This is a genomic window from Bradyrhizobium agreste (assembly GCF_016031625.1).
GTDB classification, from domain to species: Bacteria; Pseudomonadota; Alphaproteobacteria; order Rhizobiales; family Xanthobacteraceae; genus Bradyrhizobium; species Bradyrhizobium agreste.
Map to the genome: position 1 here is coordinate 312,718 of NZ_JACCHP010000007.1, position 15,934 is coordinate 328,651.

Annotated in this window: 12 protein-coding genes and 1 pseudogene; 6 read left to right on the forward strand and 7 right to left on the reverse strand. The window is 64.0% G+C overall.

Going from position 1 to position 15,934, the window contains the following annotated elements:
- Positions 1–78: 78 nt before the first annotated feature.
- The 5 genes from serA to HZZ13_RS13115 form a co-directional block, all read right to left on the reverse strand.
- Positions 79–1,323: a phosphoglycerate dehydrogenase gene (gene serA, locus HZZ13_RS13095; protein WP_197959994.1), complete on the reverse strand. Its 1,245-nt coding sequence runs from the start codon at positions 1,321–1,323 to the stop codon at positions 79–81.
- A 140-nt stretch (positions 1,324–1,463) separates the two neighbouring features.
- Positions 1,464–2,696, reverse strand: a complete 1,233-nt coding sequence (locus HZZ13_RS13100) for a rhodanese-like domain-containing protein (RefSeq protein ID WP_197959995.1) — start codon at positions 2,694–2,696, stop codon at positions 1,464–1,466.
- Positions 2,697–2,772: 76 nt separating this feature from the next.
- Positions 2,773–3,969 (reverse strand): PepSY-associated TM helix domain-containing protein, encoded by a 1,197-nt coding sequence (locus tag HZZ13_RS13105; RefSeq protein ID WP_197959996.1) that lies wholly within the window; start codon positions 3,967–3,969, stop codon positions 2,773–2,775.
- Positions 3,970–3,971: 2 nt separating this feature from the next.
- Positions 3,972–6,314, reverse strand: a complete 2,343-nt coding sequence (locus tag HZZ13_RS13110; RefSeq protein WP_197959997.1) for a TonB-dependent siderophore receptor — start codon at positions 6,312–6,314, stop codon at positions 3,972–3,974.
- Positions 6,315–6,513: 199 nt separating this feature from the next.
- Positions 6,514–7,398 carry a dihydrodipicolinate synthase family protein gene (locus tag HZZ13_RS13115; protein ID WP_197959998.1) on the reverse strand — a complete coding sequence of 295 codons (885 nt, stop codon included), beginning with the start codon at positions 7,396–7,398 and terminating at the stop codon, positions 6,514–6,516.
- Positions 7,399–7,552: 154 nt separating this feature from the next.
- On the opposite strand from HZZ13_RS13115, the gene HZZ13_RS13120 reads away from it, so the two are divergent.
- Positions 7,553–8,965, forward strand: coding sequence for an FAD-binding oxidoreductase (locus tag HZZ13_RS13120; protein WP_197959999.1), 1,413 nt, complete (start codon positions 7,553–7,555; stop codon positions 8,963–8,965).
- Between the two features lie 7 nt (positions 8,966–8,972).
- Entirely contained in the window at positions 8,973–9,638 is a 666-nt protein-coding gene (locus HZZ13_RS13125) for a GntR family transcriptional regulator (RefSeq protein WP_197960000.1), read from the forward strand.
- A gap of 6 nt (positions 9,639–9,644) precedes the next feature.
- Here the strand turns inward: HZZ13_RS13125 and HZZ13_RS13130 are convergent, their stop codons facing one another.
- Entirely contained in the window at positions 9,645–9,782 is a 138-nt protein-coding gene (locus HZZ13_RS13130; protein WP_197960154.1) for a hypothetical protein, read from the reverse strand.
- Positions 9,783–10,010: 228 nt separating this feature from the next.
- Between HZZ13_RS13130 and HZZ13_RS13135 the strand changes: the two genes are divergently transcribed.
- The 4 genes and pseudogenes from HZZ13_RS13135 to HZZ13_RS36770 form a co-directional block, all read left to right on the forward strand.
- Positions 10,011–12,032: a YgiQ family radical SAM protein gene (locus HZZ13_RS13135; protein ID WP_197960001.1), complete on the forward strand. Its 2,022-nt coding sequence runs from the start codon at positions 10,011–10,013 to the stop codon at positions 12,030–12,032.
- Positions 12,033–12,936: 904 nt separating this feature from the next.
- Positions 12,937–13,170 (forward strand): hypothetical protein, encoded by a 234-nt coding sequence (locus HZZ13_RS13140; RefSeq protein ID WP_197960002.1) that lies wholly within the window; start codon positions 12,937–12,939, stop codon positions 13,168–13,170.
- A gap of 964 nt (positions 13,171–14,134) precedes the next feature.
- Complete coding sequence (locus HZZ13_RS13145; protein WP_197960003.1) at positions 14,135–14,890, forward strand: Crp/Fnr family transcriptional regulator; 756 nt, start codon at positions 14,135–14,137, stop codon at positions 14,888–14,890.
- 447 nt (positions 14,891–15,337) lie between these two features.
- Positions 15,338–15,505, forward strand: a pseudogene (locus HZZ13_RS36770) (ABC transporter substrate binding protein); the annotation flags it as partial.
- Positions 15,506–15,643: 138 nt separating this feature from the next.
- Here HZZ13_RS36770 and HZZ13_RS13155 read toward each other — a convergent pair.
- Positions 15,644–15,877, reverse strand: coding sequence for a hypothetical protein (locus HZZ13_RS13155; RefSeq protein WP_197960005.1), 234 nt, complete (start codon positions 15,875–15,877; stop codon positions 15,644–15,646).
- Positions 15,878–15,934: the final 57 nt, after the last annotated feature.

Here is a 15,934-nt window from a genome sequence, read left to right on the forward strand (position 1 = left end):
TAGGTTGTTCACCTCTCCCGCTTGCGGGAGAGGGAGTGCATCTTCCCTTATCGCGATCAAGCCTGATCGCATCGCGCTTTAATGCTCGAACACCAGCCGCGCGCCGACCGTTCCCTCGAGGCTGCGGATCTGCTGCAGCAGCGTGCCTGAATCCTGACCACCGAGATCGGCGTCGAGCACGACGTAGCCGAGGTCGCCGGCGGTCTCCAGATATTGCGCGGCGATGTTGATGTCGCGCTGGAGGAAGACCTCGTTCAGCCGCCGCAACATGCCCGGCACGTTGCGATGGACATGGCTGAAGCGTGCGCCGGAGGGACGCAGATGCAGCTGCACCTCCGGGAAGTTCACCGCGCCCATGGTCGAGCCGGTGATGAAATAGTCGACCAGCTTGCGCGCGACCTCGCCGCCGATCCGCTCCTGCGCCTCCTCGGTCGAGCCGCCGATATGCGGGGTGAGGATAACGTTCTCAAGGCCCTGAATGGGGCTCTTGAAACGATCGGCGTTCGACGATGGCTCGACGGGAAAGACGTCGACGGCCGCACCGGCAAGATGGCCATCGCGCAAGGCACGCGCCAGCGCATCGAGATCGACCACGGTGCCGCGGCTGTTGTTGATCAGGAACGAGCCCGGCTTCATGGCCCGCAGCTCCTTCTCGCCGATCATGCCCGCAGTCTCCGGCGTCTCCGGCACGTGCAGGCTGACCACATCGCTCTGCGCCAGCAGATCTTCGAGCTTCTCGACCGGCTCGGTGTTGCCGTGGCGAAGCTTGTCGGTGCGGTCGAAATAGATCACGCGCATGCCCATCGCCTCGGCCAAGGTCGAAAGCTGCGAGCCGATATTGCCGTAGCCGACAATGCCGAGCGTTCGGCCGCGCACCTCGCGGCTGCCGGCCGCCGACTTGTCCCAGCCCCCCGCATGGGCCGACACCGAGCGCGGAAAGATCCGCCGCAGCAGCATCACGATCTCGCCGATCACGAGCTCGGCGACGCTGCGCGTGTTGGAGAACGGCGCGTTGAAGACGGGAATACCGCGCTTGCGCGCCGCCGAAAGATCGACCTGGTTGGTGCCGACGCTGAAGCAGCCGACCGCGAGAAGCTGGCCGGCCGCCCCGAGCACCTCTTCGGTGATCTGGGTGCGCGAACGGATGCCGAGCAGCGACACGTCCTCGAGCGCGCGCCGCAGATCCTCACCGTCCAGCGCCTTGGTCAGCCGTTCGACTTTGGTGAAGCCCGCGCTCCTGAACAGATCGACAGCGCTATCATTGACGCCTTCGAGCAGAAGCGCCTTGGCGCTTCGCTCAGGGCTTTGGCCTGGGGCGGACATGGAATCTCCGTAAATGGCAGCTTTGCCGCAGCTCATAGACCGCGGGCGATATGCAGCACAATAGGGAACGGATACGGGGAGAAAATGGCCGGCGCGGTGGATGTTCTTGGTGTACCAGGCCCGTTGTCCGCGCGCCCAGGTCAAATCACATAGAACCCATGCGTGCCGTCGCGGCGGAGCTGCTCGATGAGACCGTATTCCCAATCGAGATAGGCCTGCATCGCGGATTCCGCCACATCGGTGCCTTCATAGGGTCGCCGGTAGCGGTGGGCGGGGTCGAGCTTCGGCATGACCAACGGTGGACCGACTTCCAGCGCGCCGTCATAGCCGCCTTCGAGCACGTAGACCTCCCAGCCCATCTGCGCCAGCCAAGACGCCGTCATGTCGGCGCGGACGCATCTGTCGTCGGTCAGAACGATGCGCGCGCCGCGCACGGGCGCGGCCATGTCGGTTTCCTGCACGAGCTGGCCGCCGGGATAATGGCGGAAGCCGGACAGGTGCCCGGCCGCATACTCTTCGGCGTCGCGCACGTCGAAGCGATAGAGCGTGCGATGGGTCTGTGCGGCCAGCGCGGCCAACTCGTTCGCGCCGATATGGCGGACACCGGCGCGATAGGCGACATCGCGGGCATTGGCCGGGCCGCCCTCGAACGGCCCGATCGCGCCGCGCCTGTCGGCGCCGTGATCGAGCGCATGATGCGCCAGCGTCCAGCCGATGGTGCCGTTGCGCAGCGCCCACACGTTGTTCGGCACGCCGGCATTGATCAGCGACTGGGTGCCGATGATCGAGCGGGTGCGGCCGGCGCAGTTGACGATGATGGTGGTGTCGGGATCGGGCACGGCCTGCCCTGCCCGCAGCACCAGCTCCGCCCCGGGTACGCTGATCGAGCCCGGGATGTTCATGGTCGCATATTCGTCGAAACGGCGGACGTCGAGGATGGCGATATTGGCCTTGTCGGCGATGAGCTTTGCCACCTCGTCGGCGCTCAGCGAGGGCGTGTGGCGGCGCGACTCGACCAGCTCGCCGAAGGCCTTGGAATACGAGTTGACGTCCTCGAAAACCTCGAAGCCCGCATCGCGCCAGGCCGTCAGCCCGCCGTCAAGTGCGCTGAAATGGGTGTAGCCGAGTGCAGCCAGACGCTCGGCGCCGGACGCGACGAGCCCCTCGCCGTCATCGTAGAGCACGATCGCAACGTCCTTGCGCGGCAGCCGCACCTCGGCCTCGATCGCGATCCGGTCTGCGGCCATGTTGGCGGCGAACAGCGGATGACCGGTGGCAAAGGCCGCCTCGCATCTGAGGTCGAGCAGCGCGATCTCCTCGCGCAGGAGCAGCGCACGGCGGATATCGGCGGGGGTGACGGTGGGAAGCTTCATGGCGAAAACCTGACAAGGACGTGCCAGAGGCTTTTGAACGATTGTCAAGATGTTGGCTAGCCTCTTCGGCTGCAACTCACTCGCCGGGAACGAGCCGCCCGAGCGGCGGCTGCGCCGGGCGCCGCAACCTGCGGCGCGACAGATAGAGCAAAATGCCGGTGACCGAGAACAGCGGCATCAGGGCCGCGGCAAGCATGAAGGCGAGCTTGCCGGGCCAACCCAGGATCGCGCCGCGATGGATATCGAGCACGTTGGCGATGATCCTCTCGCCGAACGTCTTGTCGGAATAGCGCTCGGCGGAGACCAGCTGACCGGTGACGGCATCGATGCGGAATTCATCGCGCGAAGTGTCGAGCGTTGAATCCTCCCCCCAGGACCGGATCCGTATCGCCGTGCCGGGGCTGGACGGCAGTGTCAGCAGAGCCCTGGCAAAGCGGCCGCCCTCCTCACGCCGGAACGTCGTCCATGCCTGGTCGAACCCGATCGGCTGCGCCGGCTCGGAGCGGGCCGCCGCACGCGGCGTCTTCGCGGACATTTTTGGCTGCATCTTCGCAGAGCTGATCTCCGGGCGCGCCAGCAGCCGGACGACGCCGTCCTTGTACCAGTCGAACGAGTACCAGAGCCCTGTGAGCGTCATCACCAGATAGACCGGAAGAACCCAGGTGCCGATGACCGCATGCAGCGAGCGATGCAGCCCGCGCCCGCTGAGACCGAGATTGGGCTTGAGCCACATCTTCACGCTGCGCGCGCGGCGTGGCCAGCGCAGCACGAGGCCCGAGACCAGCATGACGATCAGACCGAGCGCGGCCACACCGGTGATCTGGCGGCCCCAGCCCTTGGCATCGCCAGGCATCAGCAGCCAGCGGTGCAGCTTCCGCACCGTCGCGAAGAACACCTCGCCGCGGGGCGCACCCAGCACGCGTGCATCATAGGGGTCGACATAGAGCGAATTCGGCCGCGCGCCCTGCTCGTCCCGCGCGAAGCGGACCCACACGGCGGCAGTCGGATCGCTCGACAGCATGACGGCCGAGACTTGGCCGAAATCCTGCCCCGCCTTCAGCCGCGCGACCAGCTCGTCCGGCATCAGCGCCGGCATCTCGCGCGGCACGACGTGCATGATGCCGGCGTTGAGATGAGCGACGATCTCGTCCTCGAAACTCATGATCGCGCCGGTCAGCGCGATCAAAGCGAGCAGCAGCGCGAGCACCAGGCCTGCGATGGAATGGACCTGGAGCAGGACGGCTTTGATCATGTGCCCCGGCCGCACTGCCATCGCTAGAATTTCACCGTTGCCGACAGCGAGACGCGCCGCGCGTCGCCGATGGCAACGTTGAGCGCGTTTCCGGTGCTGGACGTATAATAGACCTTGTCGAACAGGTTCTTGACGTTGAACTGGTAGGTCACCGGCAGATTGTCGATCTTTGTGTCGTAAGTCGCAAAGACGTCTGCGACGGTATAGGCCGGCAAGAAAAACTTGTTGGCGGAGTCCCCCGGCCGGTCACCGACGTAGTGCGCGCCGCCGCCGAGCCGCAGGCGTCCGGGGAGCGCATCGCCGAAATCATAGACGAGATAGAGCGAAGCCGTATTCATCGCAGCATTCAGCAACTTGGCGTTGCCGTTCACGGGATCGTTCTCCAGGCGGGCATCGGTGTAGCCGTAGCTTCCGATCATGCTCCAATCGTCGGTCAGCTTGCCGGTCACGTCCAATTCGACGCCGCGCGACCGCGCCTTCGCGGATGTCCGCATCGCAATGACGTTGTTGCCAAGATCATCGCGGACCAGCACGTTCTTCTTCTCGATGTCGTAGACCGCCAGAGTGCCGGACAGCCGCTTGTTGACATCGAACTTGACGCCGGTCTCCCATTGGATGCCCTCCTCGGGCAGAATGGTGGAGTCGACGACGAAGCCGATGGGAGCACCGGTGAAGGGCGCGATGGTCGAGGTCGGCTTCAGCGACTGCGTGTAGCTCACGTAGTAGGAGAGCTGGTCGTTCAGCTTGAAGACAACGCCACCGAGCGGCAGCACCTTGTCGCCCGACAGGTTGGTGTTCGTGACGAAGTTCGGCCGGCCCTTTCCCGCCAGCTGCTCGTATTCCATCCAGCGCACGCCGCCGACCACCGACAGCCAGTTGGTCAGATGGAAGGTGTCCTGGGCGAAGAAGCCACGGGTGCCGAGCTTGTCGGTCTGCTCGCTGTCAACAGCCGAAACGGTCGTGCCCGGCGTGATCAGTCCGTAAACGGGGTTGTAAAAATTAAAGCTCGGGGTCGCCTGGCGGATCAAATCGTGGCGGTCGATGGTGCGATACAGCGCCTCGCCGCCGAACAGGATCTCGTTGCGGAAGCCACCCACCCAGACGTCACCCTGGAGATAGGAGGTGCCGTAGCTGGCGTTGCTCAGCGAGTTCCGGGTGCCGTCGTTGCTGCGGGTCTCGACGCCGGTCTTGGCGTTGACGCTGGTGATGCGAAGCTGATTGGCGCTATAGGTCTCGGTGTTGTAGCTGTAGGCCGCCGTGACCTTCCAATTGTCGTCCAGCCTCTGCTCGACCGAGCCCTGGATCAGGTCGGAGGCGCCCCACATGTTGTTGAAGGGCTCGTCGAGCCGGCGAGTCTTCGGAATCGCCAGCGGCGCGCCGTTGACGAAAGCGGTGCCGCGGTCGAACGGAGTGATGAACTCGCGGTGCTCATAGGTGAGCTGGACCGTCGTGGTGTCGCCATACCAGGCCAGCGAGGGGTTCACCAACATCTCACGGTGGCGGCCGAAATTCCGCCAATAGTCCTCGCTGACGCCGTAGCCAATGAAGCGATAGGCGAGACCGCCGTCGCCGATCGGACCGGTGATGTCAAGCGTACCGTCGGCGCCGTTCCGATTGTTCGCGTAGGCCGAGCCGAGCAGCGTGATCGAGCCGTGCTGATAGAGCTCGGGCCGCTTGCTGATGGTGTTGACGATGCCGCCGGGATCCATGATGCCATAGAGCAGCGAGGCCGGCCCCTTCAGCACCTCGACGCTCTCGACCGCAGGATTGAGGCTGCGGCCCTGCACCAGCGGCATGCCGTTGCGCATGATCGAGCCGTCGCGGTTGTCGCCGAAGCCGCGGCGGATCACGGCGTCCTGGGTGCCGGCGAGCGTGTTGGTCTGGGTGATGCCTGAGATATTGACGAGCGCGTCGTCGATGTTGCGCGGGAGTTGGTCTTTCAGCACCTGCGCAGGCACGACGTTGACGGCCTGCGAGGTGTCGAGCGGAGAGGCGCCGCTGCGCAGCGTGGTTGCGCTCGGCATCGCGCGGTAGCCGAGCTTTGCGGCCTGTTGCGCGGCGGCCTCCGCTGCCGCGCGCTCCGACAGCGTCGGCACCGCGGGCGCGGGATTGCGACTGGGCTGGCGGCGCGCCGCCGTTTGCGTGCGGCGTGACGACTGCTCCGATGTGCGAGCCGGCTTCGGTCGGGGCGCCGGAGCTTCCACTGTCACCGGCGGCAGAGCCGATTGCGCCAGTGCGCTCGTCGTGGTGGAGGGATATTCAATGAGCAGCACCGCTGCTCCCATGAGAAGTCCTGCACGGCTCTTGCCGGCACGAGTTCGATGGCCGTTGTCACGTTGGCCATCCACAAAGGCACGCACGTTCATTCCACTTCAAGTCAGGAGCATTGAAGTGTGCGCGTGTAACAGCCGCCGCGATCGAGGAGAACCGTAGCCGAGCTTGAATCGCTCTAGTGTTGAATCATTCTAAGAACAGGCGGACACTAACAGCAATCATGAATTGCCGGTGCACCGTGCGTGACACGCTGCGCGCGAAATCACGACGGGATGGCCCGATGTTTTGCGATCACGCGACGGCGGGAGCGACCAACTCGTCGAGCTTGCGCTTGAACGCAGTGCCGTCCGACAACGCGCGGAGCGGCGGACGCACGCGCAGCCAACCTGCATCGCCGGTTTGCGTCGCAAGGATCGCCTTCAGCGTTGCGACGAGGGAGGGCGTCTTCAGCACGACGTCGATCGCCGCCTGCATGCGCGCCTCGACGTCCTTGCCGTCGAGCATGCCCTTGACCAGCTCGGGCACGACGTTGGCCATGCCGCAGATGGTGCCGGCGCCGCCGGCTGCGATCGCGCGGGCAATGTCGGCTTCATTGCCGACGGTGATCGCGAGCTCGGGCGCGGCGGCACGGAAGGCCTGGAACTGCTTGAAGTCGCCGCTGGAGTCCTTCAGACCTGCAACCACTTGGCCGTAGCGCTTGCGCAGGCTTGCGGCGACTGTCGTCGGGATCGCAACGCCCGAGACTTGTGGAATGTGGTAGAGCGAGGCGCGCAGGCGATCGTCACCGACGCCGTCAATGATCGCCGCAAAGGCATCCTCGATGCCTTCAGGCGTGACACTCCGATCGAAATAGGGCGGCAGCAGCAACACGTGGCGCAGGCCGAGGCCGAGCACGGCGCGCGTCAGCGCGATGCTGTCGCTGATGGCAGGAAAGCCGCCGCCGATTCCGATGCGCTCCGCCGCGATTCCGGCCTTGAGCATCGCTTCGATCGTCGCGATGCGTTCGGCGGCATTGAATGAGGTCCCCTCGCCGGTGGTGCCGAACAGCACGACGCCGTCGACGCCCTTGCCGAAGAGGTGCTTGGCGTGTGCCGCGAGCTTGGCGACGTCCACATTGCCGTCCGTCGCCAGCGGTGTCGCCGACGCCACCCAGAAACCGCGAATCGCCTCCGCCATCACACCACCTTTTGCTGCCGCCCCCGGCTAAGCCGCTGATCTTCAACGATCTTCCGCGCTTTACCGAGGCCTTGTTTTCACTTTACTTTTGCTCTTGTACCTTACATACAACACGAACGCAAATCACACGCGCCAGATCTTGAGGAGGTCGCGCATGGACACGGTGACCCCCACCGAACGCCCCGACCAGTTGCTCGGCGCGCTGCGCGACAGGCTCGGCGCGGCCGCGGTGCTTGTCGGCACCGATGTGCCGGCGCGCAATTGCAACGACTGGAGCGCGAGCCTGCCGCAGACGCCGCTGGCGGTGATCCGCCCCGTGGATGCGCAGGGCGTTGCCGATGCGATTGCGACCTGTCGGCAGGCGCATCTGCCGTTCGTGCCGCAGGGCGGCTTGACCGGGCTGTGCCGCGGTGCTTCGCCGGAAGCGGGCTGGGTCGCGATCTCGCTGGAGCGCATGACCGGCATCGAGGAGATCGACCCTGCCTCCGCGACGATGACGGTGAAGGCGGGCACGCCGCTGGAGACGATCCAGAAGGCGGCGGACGAGGCCGGCTTCTTCTTTCCGCTCGATCTCGGCTCGCGCGGCTCCTGCGCGATCGGCGGCAATCTCTCGACCAATGCCGGCGGCAACCGCGTGATCCGCTACGGCATGACGCGCGAGCTGGTGCTTGGTCTCGAAGTGGTGCTGCCCGACGGCACCATCATCACCAATCTCAACAAGCTGATGAAGAACAATGCCGGCTACGATCTGAAGCATCTCTTCATCGGCTCGGAAGGCACGCTCGGCATCATCACACGCGTCGTGCTGAAGCTGTTCCCGAAGCCGCGCTCGACCATGGCCGCGCTCTGCGCGCTGAAGGATTATGCCGCCGTGATTGCGCTGCTCGATGCAGCGCGCTCAGGGCTCGGCCCGCTGCTGTCCGCTTTCGAGGTGATGTGGCCGGATTATTGGGACGTGATTACGGCGCGCGCCGGCGTGAAGCCGCCGGTCGCGCCAGGTCATGGTCTCTACGTGCTGGTGGAAGCGCAGGGCACCGACGAAAGCGTCGATGCGCCGCGCTTTGAGCGCTGGCTCGTGGAGCTGATGGAACGCGGGCTGCTCGCCGACGCCGCCGTCGCGCAATCGCTCGCACAGACGCAGAGCTTCTGGCGCGTGCGCGACATCTGCGCCGAGTTCGGTCAGGTGCTGGGGCCACACATCGCCTACGACATCGGCCTTGCGGTGGCACGCATGGACGAGTTCGTCACGCGCTGCAAGGCGGCGCTCGCCGCAGGCATCAAGGGCTGCGAGAGCGTCTATTACGGCCATATCGGCGACGGCAATCTGCACCTGGTCTCCTGGGTCACCGGCCTTGCCGTCGAGCAGCAGCCGAAGGAGGAGATGGACGCGATCATCTACGGTCTCGTCCGCGAGCTTGGCGGCAGCGTCTCCGCCGAGCACGGCATCGGCACGTTGAAGAAGCAATGGCTGGGCCATGCCAGGAGCGAGGCCGAGATCGCGCTGATGCGCACGCTCAAGGCGGCGCTCGATCCCGATCACCTGCTCAATCCCGGCAAGGTGATCTGAACGCATCATGCGATCGCTCAAGCTCGATACGCCGAAATCGCTGTCGCAGCGGGTGATGCTGCGGCTGCGCCAGGCCATCATCGACGGCGAGTTCGCACTCGGCGCTGCCATCTCCGAGGAGATGGTGGCCAATTCCTTCGGCGTCAGCCGCACGCCGGTGCGCGAGGCGATGGGCCAGTTGCAGGCGCAGGGACTCGTGGTGATCCGGCCGCAGGTCGGCAGCTTCGTCTTCACGCCGAGTGCGGACGACATCAATGCGCTCTGCACCTTCCGCATCGCGCTGGAGCCAAAGGCCGCCGAGCTCGCCTTCCGCCACGACCGCAACAGTGCGATTGCAACCATGACCGCCGCGATCGCGGCGATGGAGCCGGCGGTCGCGGCGAAGGACACCATCGCCTATGGCCGTGCCGACACTGCTTTTCACGAGGCGCTGTTCGCCCATTGCGGCAACCGCTATCTCGCCGAATCCTATCAGCTCGTCTCCGGCCGCGTCGCCGCGCTCCGCACCAATCTGACATCGCCGATCGACGTGCGCACCCGCACGTCCTTCGACGAGCACCGCAAGCTGCTCGACCTGTTCGCACGCGGCGATTTCGCCGCCTTCGACGAATTGATGACCACGCACATCACGAATTCGGGAATCGTCTATGCAAGTGCGCTGAAGGTGGATTGAGCGCGTCTAGCGCTCCTCCTTCGATCCCGACCTGTCCAGGAAATCGAGCGCGGTGTTGATCTGCTCGAGCTGGTGCTCGATCCTGTCGCGATCCTCCACCGATGGCGCCGCTTCGAGCTGTTCCACCAGCTTCTGCTTCCGCATCAGCAAGTTCTCTATGACCGTACCCACGATTCCCCCATCGCCAGAGGCGACGCCGCGCGCGCCGAATCGATTGGAGGCGCGCACAACCCGGGCCCGCGTCGAACCCATAGCCAGAATGCTCGCGGGCGCGGTTGGTTCCTGCGGCCGCATCCGATCGGCGCCGGAACTTCCGTCACCGGCACACCGGGCGGTTGAATTCGCCCGCCCCCGGCCCTATGCGTAGGCGCCATGGACACCGAGATGATCGCCGCCGAAAAGCCGCTGATGGACCAGGCCCGCCCGCGCAAGCCGGCGCCGTTCCTCCCCATGAGCCGCGCCGAGATGGACGCGCTCGGCTGGGACGCCTGCGACATCGTGCTGGTGACCGGGGATGCCTATGTCGACCATCCGAGCTTCGGCATGGCGATCATCGGCCGCCTGCTCGAGGCGCAGGGTTTTCGGGTCGGCATCATCGCCCAGCCGGACTGGCATTCGGCGGAGCCGTTTAGGGCGCTCGGCAAGCCAAAGGTGTTCTTCGGCGTCACCGGCGGCAACATGGATTCCATGGTGAACCGCTACACCGCGGATCGGCGCATCCGCAGCGACGATGCCTATACGGCCGGCGGCGAAGGCGGCAAGCGGCCGGACCGCTGCACGATCGTCTACGCCCAGCGCTGCCGCGAGGCGTTCAAGGATGTGCCGATCGTGCTCGGCGGCATCGAGGCCTCGCTGCGCCGGATCGCGCACTACGATTACTGGTCCGACAAGGTGCGCCGCTCGGTGCTGGCCGACGCCAAGGCGGACTTGCTGCTCTACGGCAACGCCGAGCGTGCCGTGGTCGAGGTGGCACACCGGCTCGCCGCCGGCGAAGCGCCGCGCGAGCTCGACGCCATCAGGGGCGTGGCGCTGTTCCGAAAAGTGCCGGACGATTACACCGAGCTGCACGCCGACGATCTCGATTCCGCCGACGAGGGCGCATCGCGCAAGCCAGGGTCGACCGTGATCCGGCTGCCGGCGCTGGAGCAGGTCGAGCAGGACAAGGAAGCTTATGCCCGCGCCTCGCGCGTGCTGCACCGGGAGAGCAATCCCGGCAATGCGCGGCCGCTGGTGCAGCGCCACGGCGACCGCGACCTCTGGCTCAACCCGCCGCCGATCCCGCTCACGACGGAAGAGATGGACGCGGTCTACGACCTGCCTTACGCGCGCGCGCCGCATCCGTCCTATGGCGAGGCGCGCATCCCCGCCTGGGAGATGATCAAGTTCTCGGTGACGATCATGCGCGGCTGCTTCGGCGGCTGCACCTTCTGCTCGATCACCGAGCACGAGGGCCGCATCATCCAGAACCGCTCGGAGGGCTCGATCCTGCGCGAGATCGAGCGCATCCGCGACAAGACGCCCGGCTTCACCGGCGTCATCTCCGACATCGGCGGCCCCACCGCCAACATGTACCGGATGGCATGCAAGGACCCGAAGGTCGAGGCGGCGTGCCGCCGGCCGTCCTGCGTCTTCCCCGAGATCTGCCCGAACCTCAACACCTCGCATGACGATCTGATCCGGCTCTATCGCAAGGTGCGCGAGACCAAGGGCATCAAGAAGGTGATGGTCGCCTCCGGCGTGCGCTACGACCTCGCGGTCGAGAGCCCCGAATACATCAAGGAGCTCGTCACCCATCACGTCGGCGGTTACCTGAAGATCGCCCCTGAACATACCGAGCGCGGTCCGCTCGACAAGATGATGAAGCCGGGCATCGGCGCCTACAACAAGTTCAAGCGGATGTTCGACGAAGCGGCCGAACGTGCCGGCAAGAAATATTACCTGATCCCCTACTTCATCGCGGCGCATCCGGGCACGACCGACGAGGACATGATGAACCTCGCGCTGTGGCTCAAGAAGAACCGATATCGCGCCGACCAGGTGCAGACCTTCCTGCCCTCGCCGATGGCGACCGCGACCGCGATGTACCACACCGGCGTCAACCCCTTGCGCGGCGTGCGCCACGGCGGCAGCGACAAGGTCGAGGCGATCAAGGGCCTGCGCCAGCGCCGCCTGCACAAGGCGTTCTTGCGCTATCACGACCCCGACAATTGGCCGCTGCTGCGCGAAGCCTTGATCGAGATGGGCCGCCGCGACCTGATCGGCTCGCAGCCGCACCAGCTCGTGCCTGCGCACCAGCCGCCCGGCACCGGCAAGGCCGCGGGCACCAAGCGCCCGCTGCGGCCCGGTGTGAGGACGCAGAAGTTCACGACCAAGGGCCTGCGGGTGATGAAGTAGCGGGCAAGAGCCGCATCGGGCCCGGTTCGGTGGCGCATTCGCGCCCCTCCAAAACAAAAAGCTCGAAAACAACCCCATGCACAGTAGCCGGGGACAGCAAAATCAACGAGTTAGAGCGCGACGAGACGGGTGGATCGTCACGGCGACCTCGCTGCTCGAGCGAGCACGACCTCGACGAACGACCGCTGCACATTTTTGCTGATTTTACGAAACCGTTGCTCCGTCGGGCAAAACAGGAGCAGAATGGCAGCATCGGAAGGACCGGGATCGGGAGCCCTTCCGTTGCTCAGCGCTAGCGTCGTCGCGCTCACTGTTGACCGATGAGGCTGCTCCGTCACGTCATCGAAAGCTCTATCTCGGCAGCACTCTGGAGCTCAGGTTGGTTTCCAAAGATCCCAATCAACTCGTCTCCTTCTAGGAGGCCCTATATTTCGATGCTCCCATATTCCCGCCAATATTCGTGTATCGAGACAAAAATTGGTCTAGGGAGCCATTCGCGGCTGAGTACCGATCCCCCTCCCGAACCAATTGGACGCTCTTGGTGACGCTTAGCTCGGCGAAGTTCGACAGCATCGCCCCGCGGTGAATGCCCACCGCGACTTCTTTTGTGACCCTTGGCCGAACAACGCTGAGACCATCGTATTGTTGGCTTTCGGCGGCAGACCGGACGCGGGGCCGCGCTCACTTCGACCGCTGCTTGTGACCCATAAGAGACATCACCCTGGTGGGATGGTGAGGGCGCGGTGCGACCTCTACCGAAGCCCGCCCCGTTCGTGCGGTTCATCTCGCCATGGGCCATCGCCGGATAAAGTAGCACGAAAAATGAACCTGTCCCGCGTTCTTGTCGTTGTCCTGTACGCTACCCGCGCGGGAGCGGGGTGGTCAGGAATCTGAGCCAAATGCGATGAGGGATCTCAGGGAGAGGTTAGAGAAGCTCCGCGCCGATGCTGCAGATCTCGCCCTCATGAGCAGACGGACGAGTGACGCGGGAAAGCGAGAACTGTTCGGACGCCTAGCAGAGGAACTCGCAATTGAGGCTCTTGAGCTTGAACTGGCGATCAAGCGGCAGAGCGCAAGTTCGGACCCTATTGCGCCGGAAAAGGTGGTGCCCCTTGGAATCCGGTCTAAGCGAGAGTGACGCCTCCGCGAACTGGGCCTCGCCGCGGGACGGCGCTCACCCCCGGACACTTCGGCCGCACCTTTGCGACGCGCCTGATGCACTCCGCCGAATTAACTTTCGGGTAAAGCAACTTACGATTCACATATGTAGATGCTGGAACAACATCGGCGGACTTCAGTCGCGATTGCATCATTTTCCCGATTGGTTCGCCGGCGGGCCATAATATCCAAGTTTGTTCGAAAGCTTGGTTGGGGGTTATAGGACATGCGTAAACATCATGGTCTCGCGGTTGACGCCGCTGTGCTGCTGCAGGAGCGTCTAGAACAACTCACGTCTCAATTGTCCGAATTGGAAAGTCTTCGCGCCCGCGTGCTTGAGGCGGAGCGGAGCATATCGATGACCGCCGAAACCGCTCCGCCCCGGCCACGAGCGCCATCGCGGCATACGCCTTTTCCAGTTTCTCCGCCCGTTCATCTGTTTGAAGTTGTGGCACGCCAACTTTGAACCGTCCCTCGGCCCCGTAGAGGTTTTGGCAGAGGCAGCTCTGTCTTTTTTGACCGTGCGGCGTTTGGAACGCCTCGCGATTACCACGTTTTCCCGAAGCCCTTCGCCAAAGTGGGTAACGCAATCGGCCCCAGCTCTTCCCTATTGCTCTGAACCTGGGGCCAGTCTTGCTTGGCGCCTCCAAGCGACAACTGGCGATGATGCCCGCGCGTTGCTCGCGGGCGCTTCCGACGAACCCGTTCTCTGAGGATCGGTTGGACGCAGCAATGTCGGCTGCTGGCCCTGAGGCGAAGATAGCGACTGCTTGCGGCACGTCGGCAGTCGGGGCGCGACGGGCATCCCGGAGAGGCCGCTAGATCGACGGCTCTTGACCCAAAGCGGAGGATCCACCCGCGCGGCTCAGAAAATTGCCACCAATAGGAACGGGCCCCTGAGAGCGGGTTTGAACCGGGTTGAGCGGTTTGAGGGAACATCCGCGATGGCGCTCCAGACTAGCCTTGGGAATAGGCTTTTGGCGGCGTTTCCGCCCCGGGATTTCAACCTGCTTGCTCCCCATTTCCACGAAACGTCGTTCGACTTTGATGCCGTCCTGGTACGAACAGGAGACGAATTCAAGCAGGTCTATTTTCCCCTTAGCGGAGTGATAGCGTTTCTCGTTGAGATGTCGGACGGACACATTGTCGCGTCAACTCTCATGGGCTCGGAAGGAGCGGTCGGCGCTCTCTCACTTCTAATCCCCTCGCGATCGCCAGTCACAGCAACTGCCTATGTTGCTGGAGCCGCGGTTCAGGTTCCTGTTGCACCGTTGCGGCTTGCCTTTGAGCAAAGCGCCACTGTTAGGCATGTTCTACGCCTTCATCTCCGCACACAATTGCTGCAGCTTAACAACGTGGCGGCCTGCAACGCGGTGCATCCGGTGGAATGCCGCATGGCCCGATGGTTGCTTGAGATTCACGACCGCATCGGAAACAGCAGAATACAGCTAACGCAGGAGGCGTTGGCACAGCTTCTCGGGGTGCGCCGAACAACGGTGACGCTAACGATGCGGAAACTTCGAGCAGCAGGCGGCATATTGTCTGACCGGCGTGGGATGCTGGAGATCGACCGAGGGCGGCTCGAGAAGATCGCGTGCGAGTGTTACGCAGTCATGCGACGCAGAATTACCCGCATGTATAACGAAGAGCTGCCAGTGGGCTCGCCGATTACAACACGCTCGCCGCCACCACAACACTGACGTTGCGATAGGCTCGCACGAGATGATCTTCGGACGCATCGGCGCAAGCGCCAATGTCGGCTTGTGGCCCCAAGCCGAACACCGCCCAAGCCTTTGCATGTCGGCTGAGAGGAGCAGACCGGACGCCGGTCCATGTTCGCCTCTACCGCCGATTGTGACCCGCACCCGACCTGATCAACGGCCGAGGCCGATCTGCTGTTATTTCTCGCTCGCCGCCCGAACGAAAAATGTTAGTCTCTAGGGAGCAGCAAGCCCGTTCCTGGTGGGCACATGCATCGGCGCGAATTCATCACGCTTGTCGGCGCGGCGGTGTCAGCATCATCTGCGGTGGCACGCGCGCAACAATCAAAGAAGATCTATCGTATCGGCTTGATGCTTGGTTCGGTGACGGAAGCTCGCTACGAGGTCTTTCTTGGTCGGCTCGGGGAGCTTGGCTATGTCGAAGGTCGCGCGGCCACCTACGTGGACAAAATACTCAAGGGCGCTAAGCCCGCAGATCTCCCAGTGGAGCAGCCGACAAAATTCGAACTAACCGTAAACCTCAAGACGGCCAAGGCACTCGGCCTCACCGTGCCACCGACGTTGCTCGCCCGCGCCAACGAGGTGATCGAATGACCGCTATTGGTCTGTTGCCGACCTGCGCTCGAAGAGCCGAACGTCTGCTTGCAGGAGATGAGCCGACCAGGTGAAGCAGCCCGCCAAGGGCAGCCTTTGACCCCGAGCCGACCAACGATGCGGCCCCAAGGGTCGCTATCAACTCGAATGCGAATTGATTGAAACGAGCTTCGCGCCCAACTCCAGAAGCAGGACCATCGCCAGTGATCTGACATCGGACCTTGGGTTCATGGTCGCAGTTTTCGATCCATGCTGAGTTTCGAGATGCAGGCGGTCGCCATCCTTAATCTGAAGTGCGCCATAGTGTGAAGAGCCGCCAAACTCATACTTGACGACGTATCGGACCGACGCGACCGATTTCTTATTCGCCATTCCCGGGTTCCTCATTGGTCGGCTATTCATAACAGGCAACTCAAGCGGCGTCGCCTG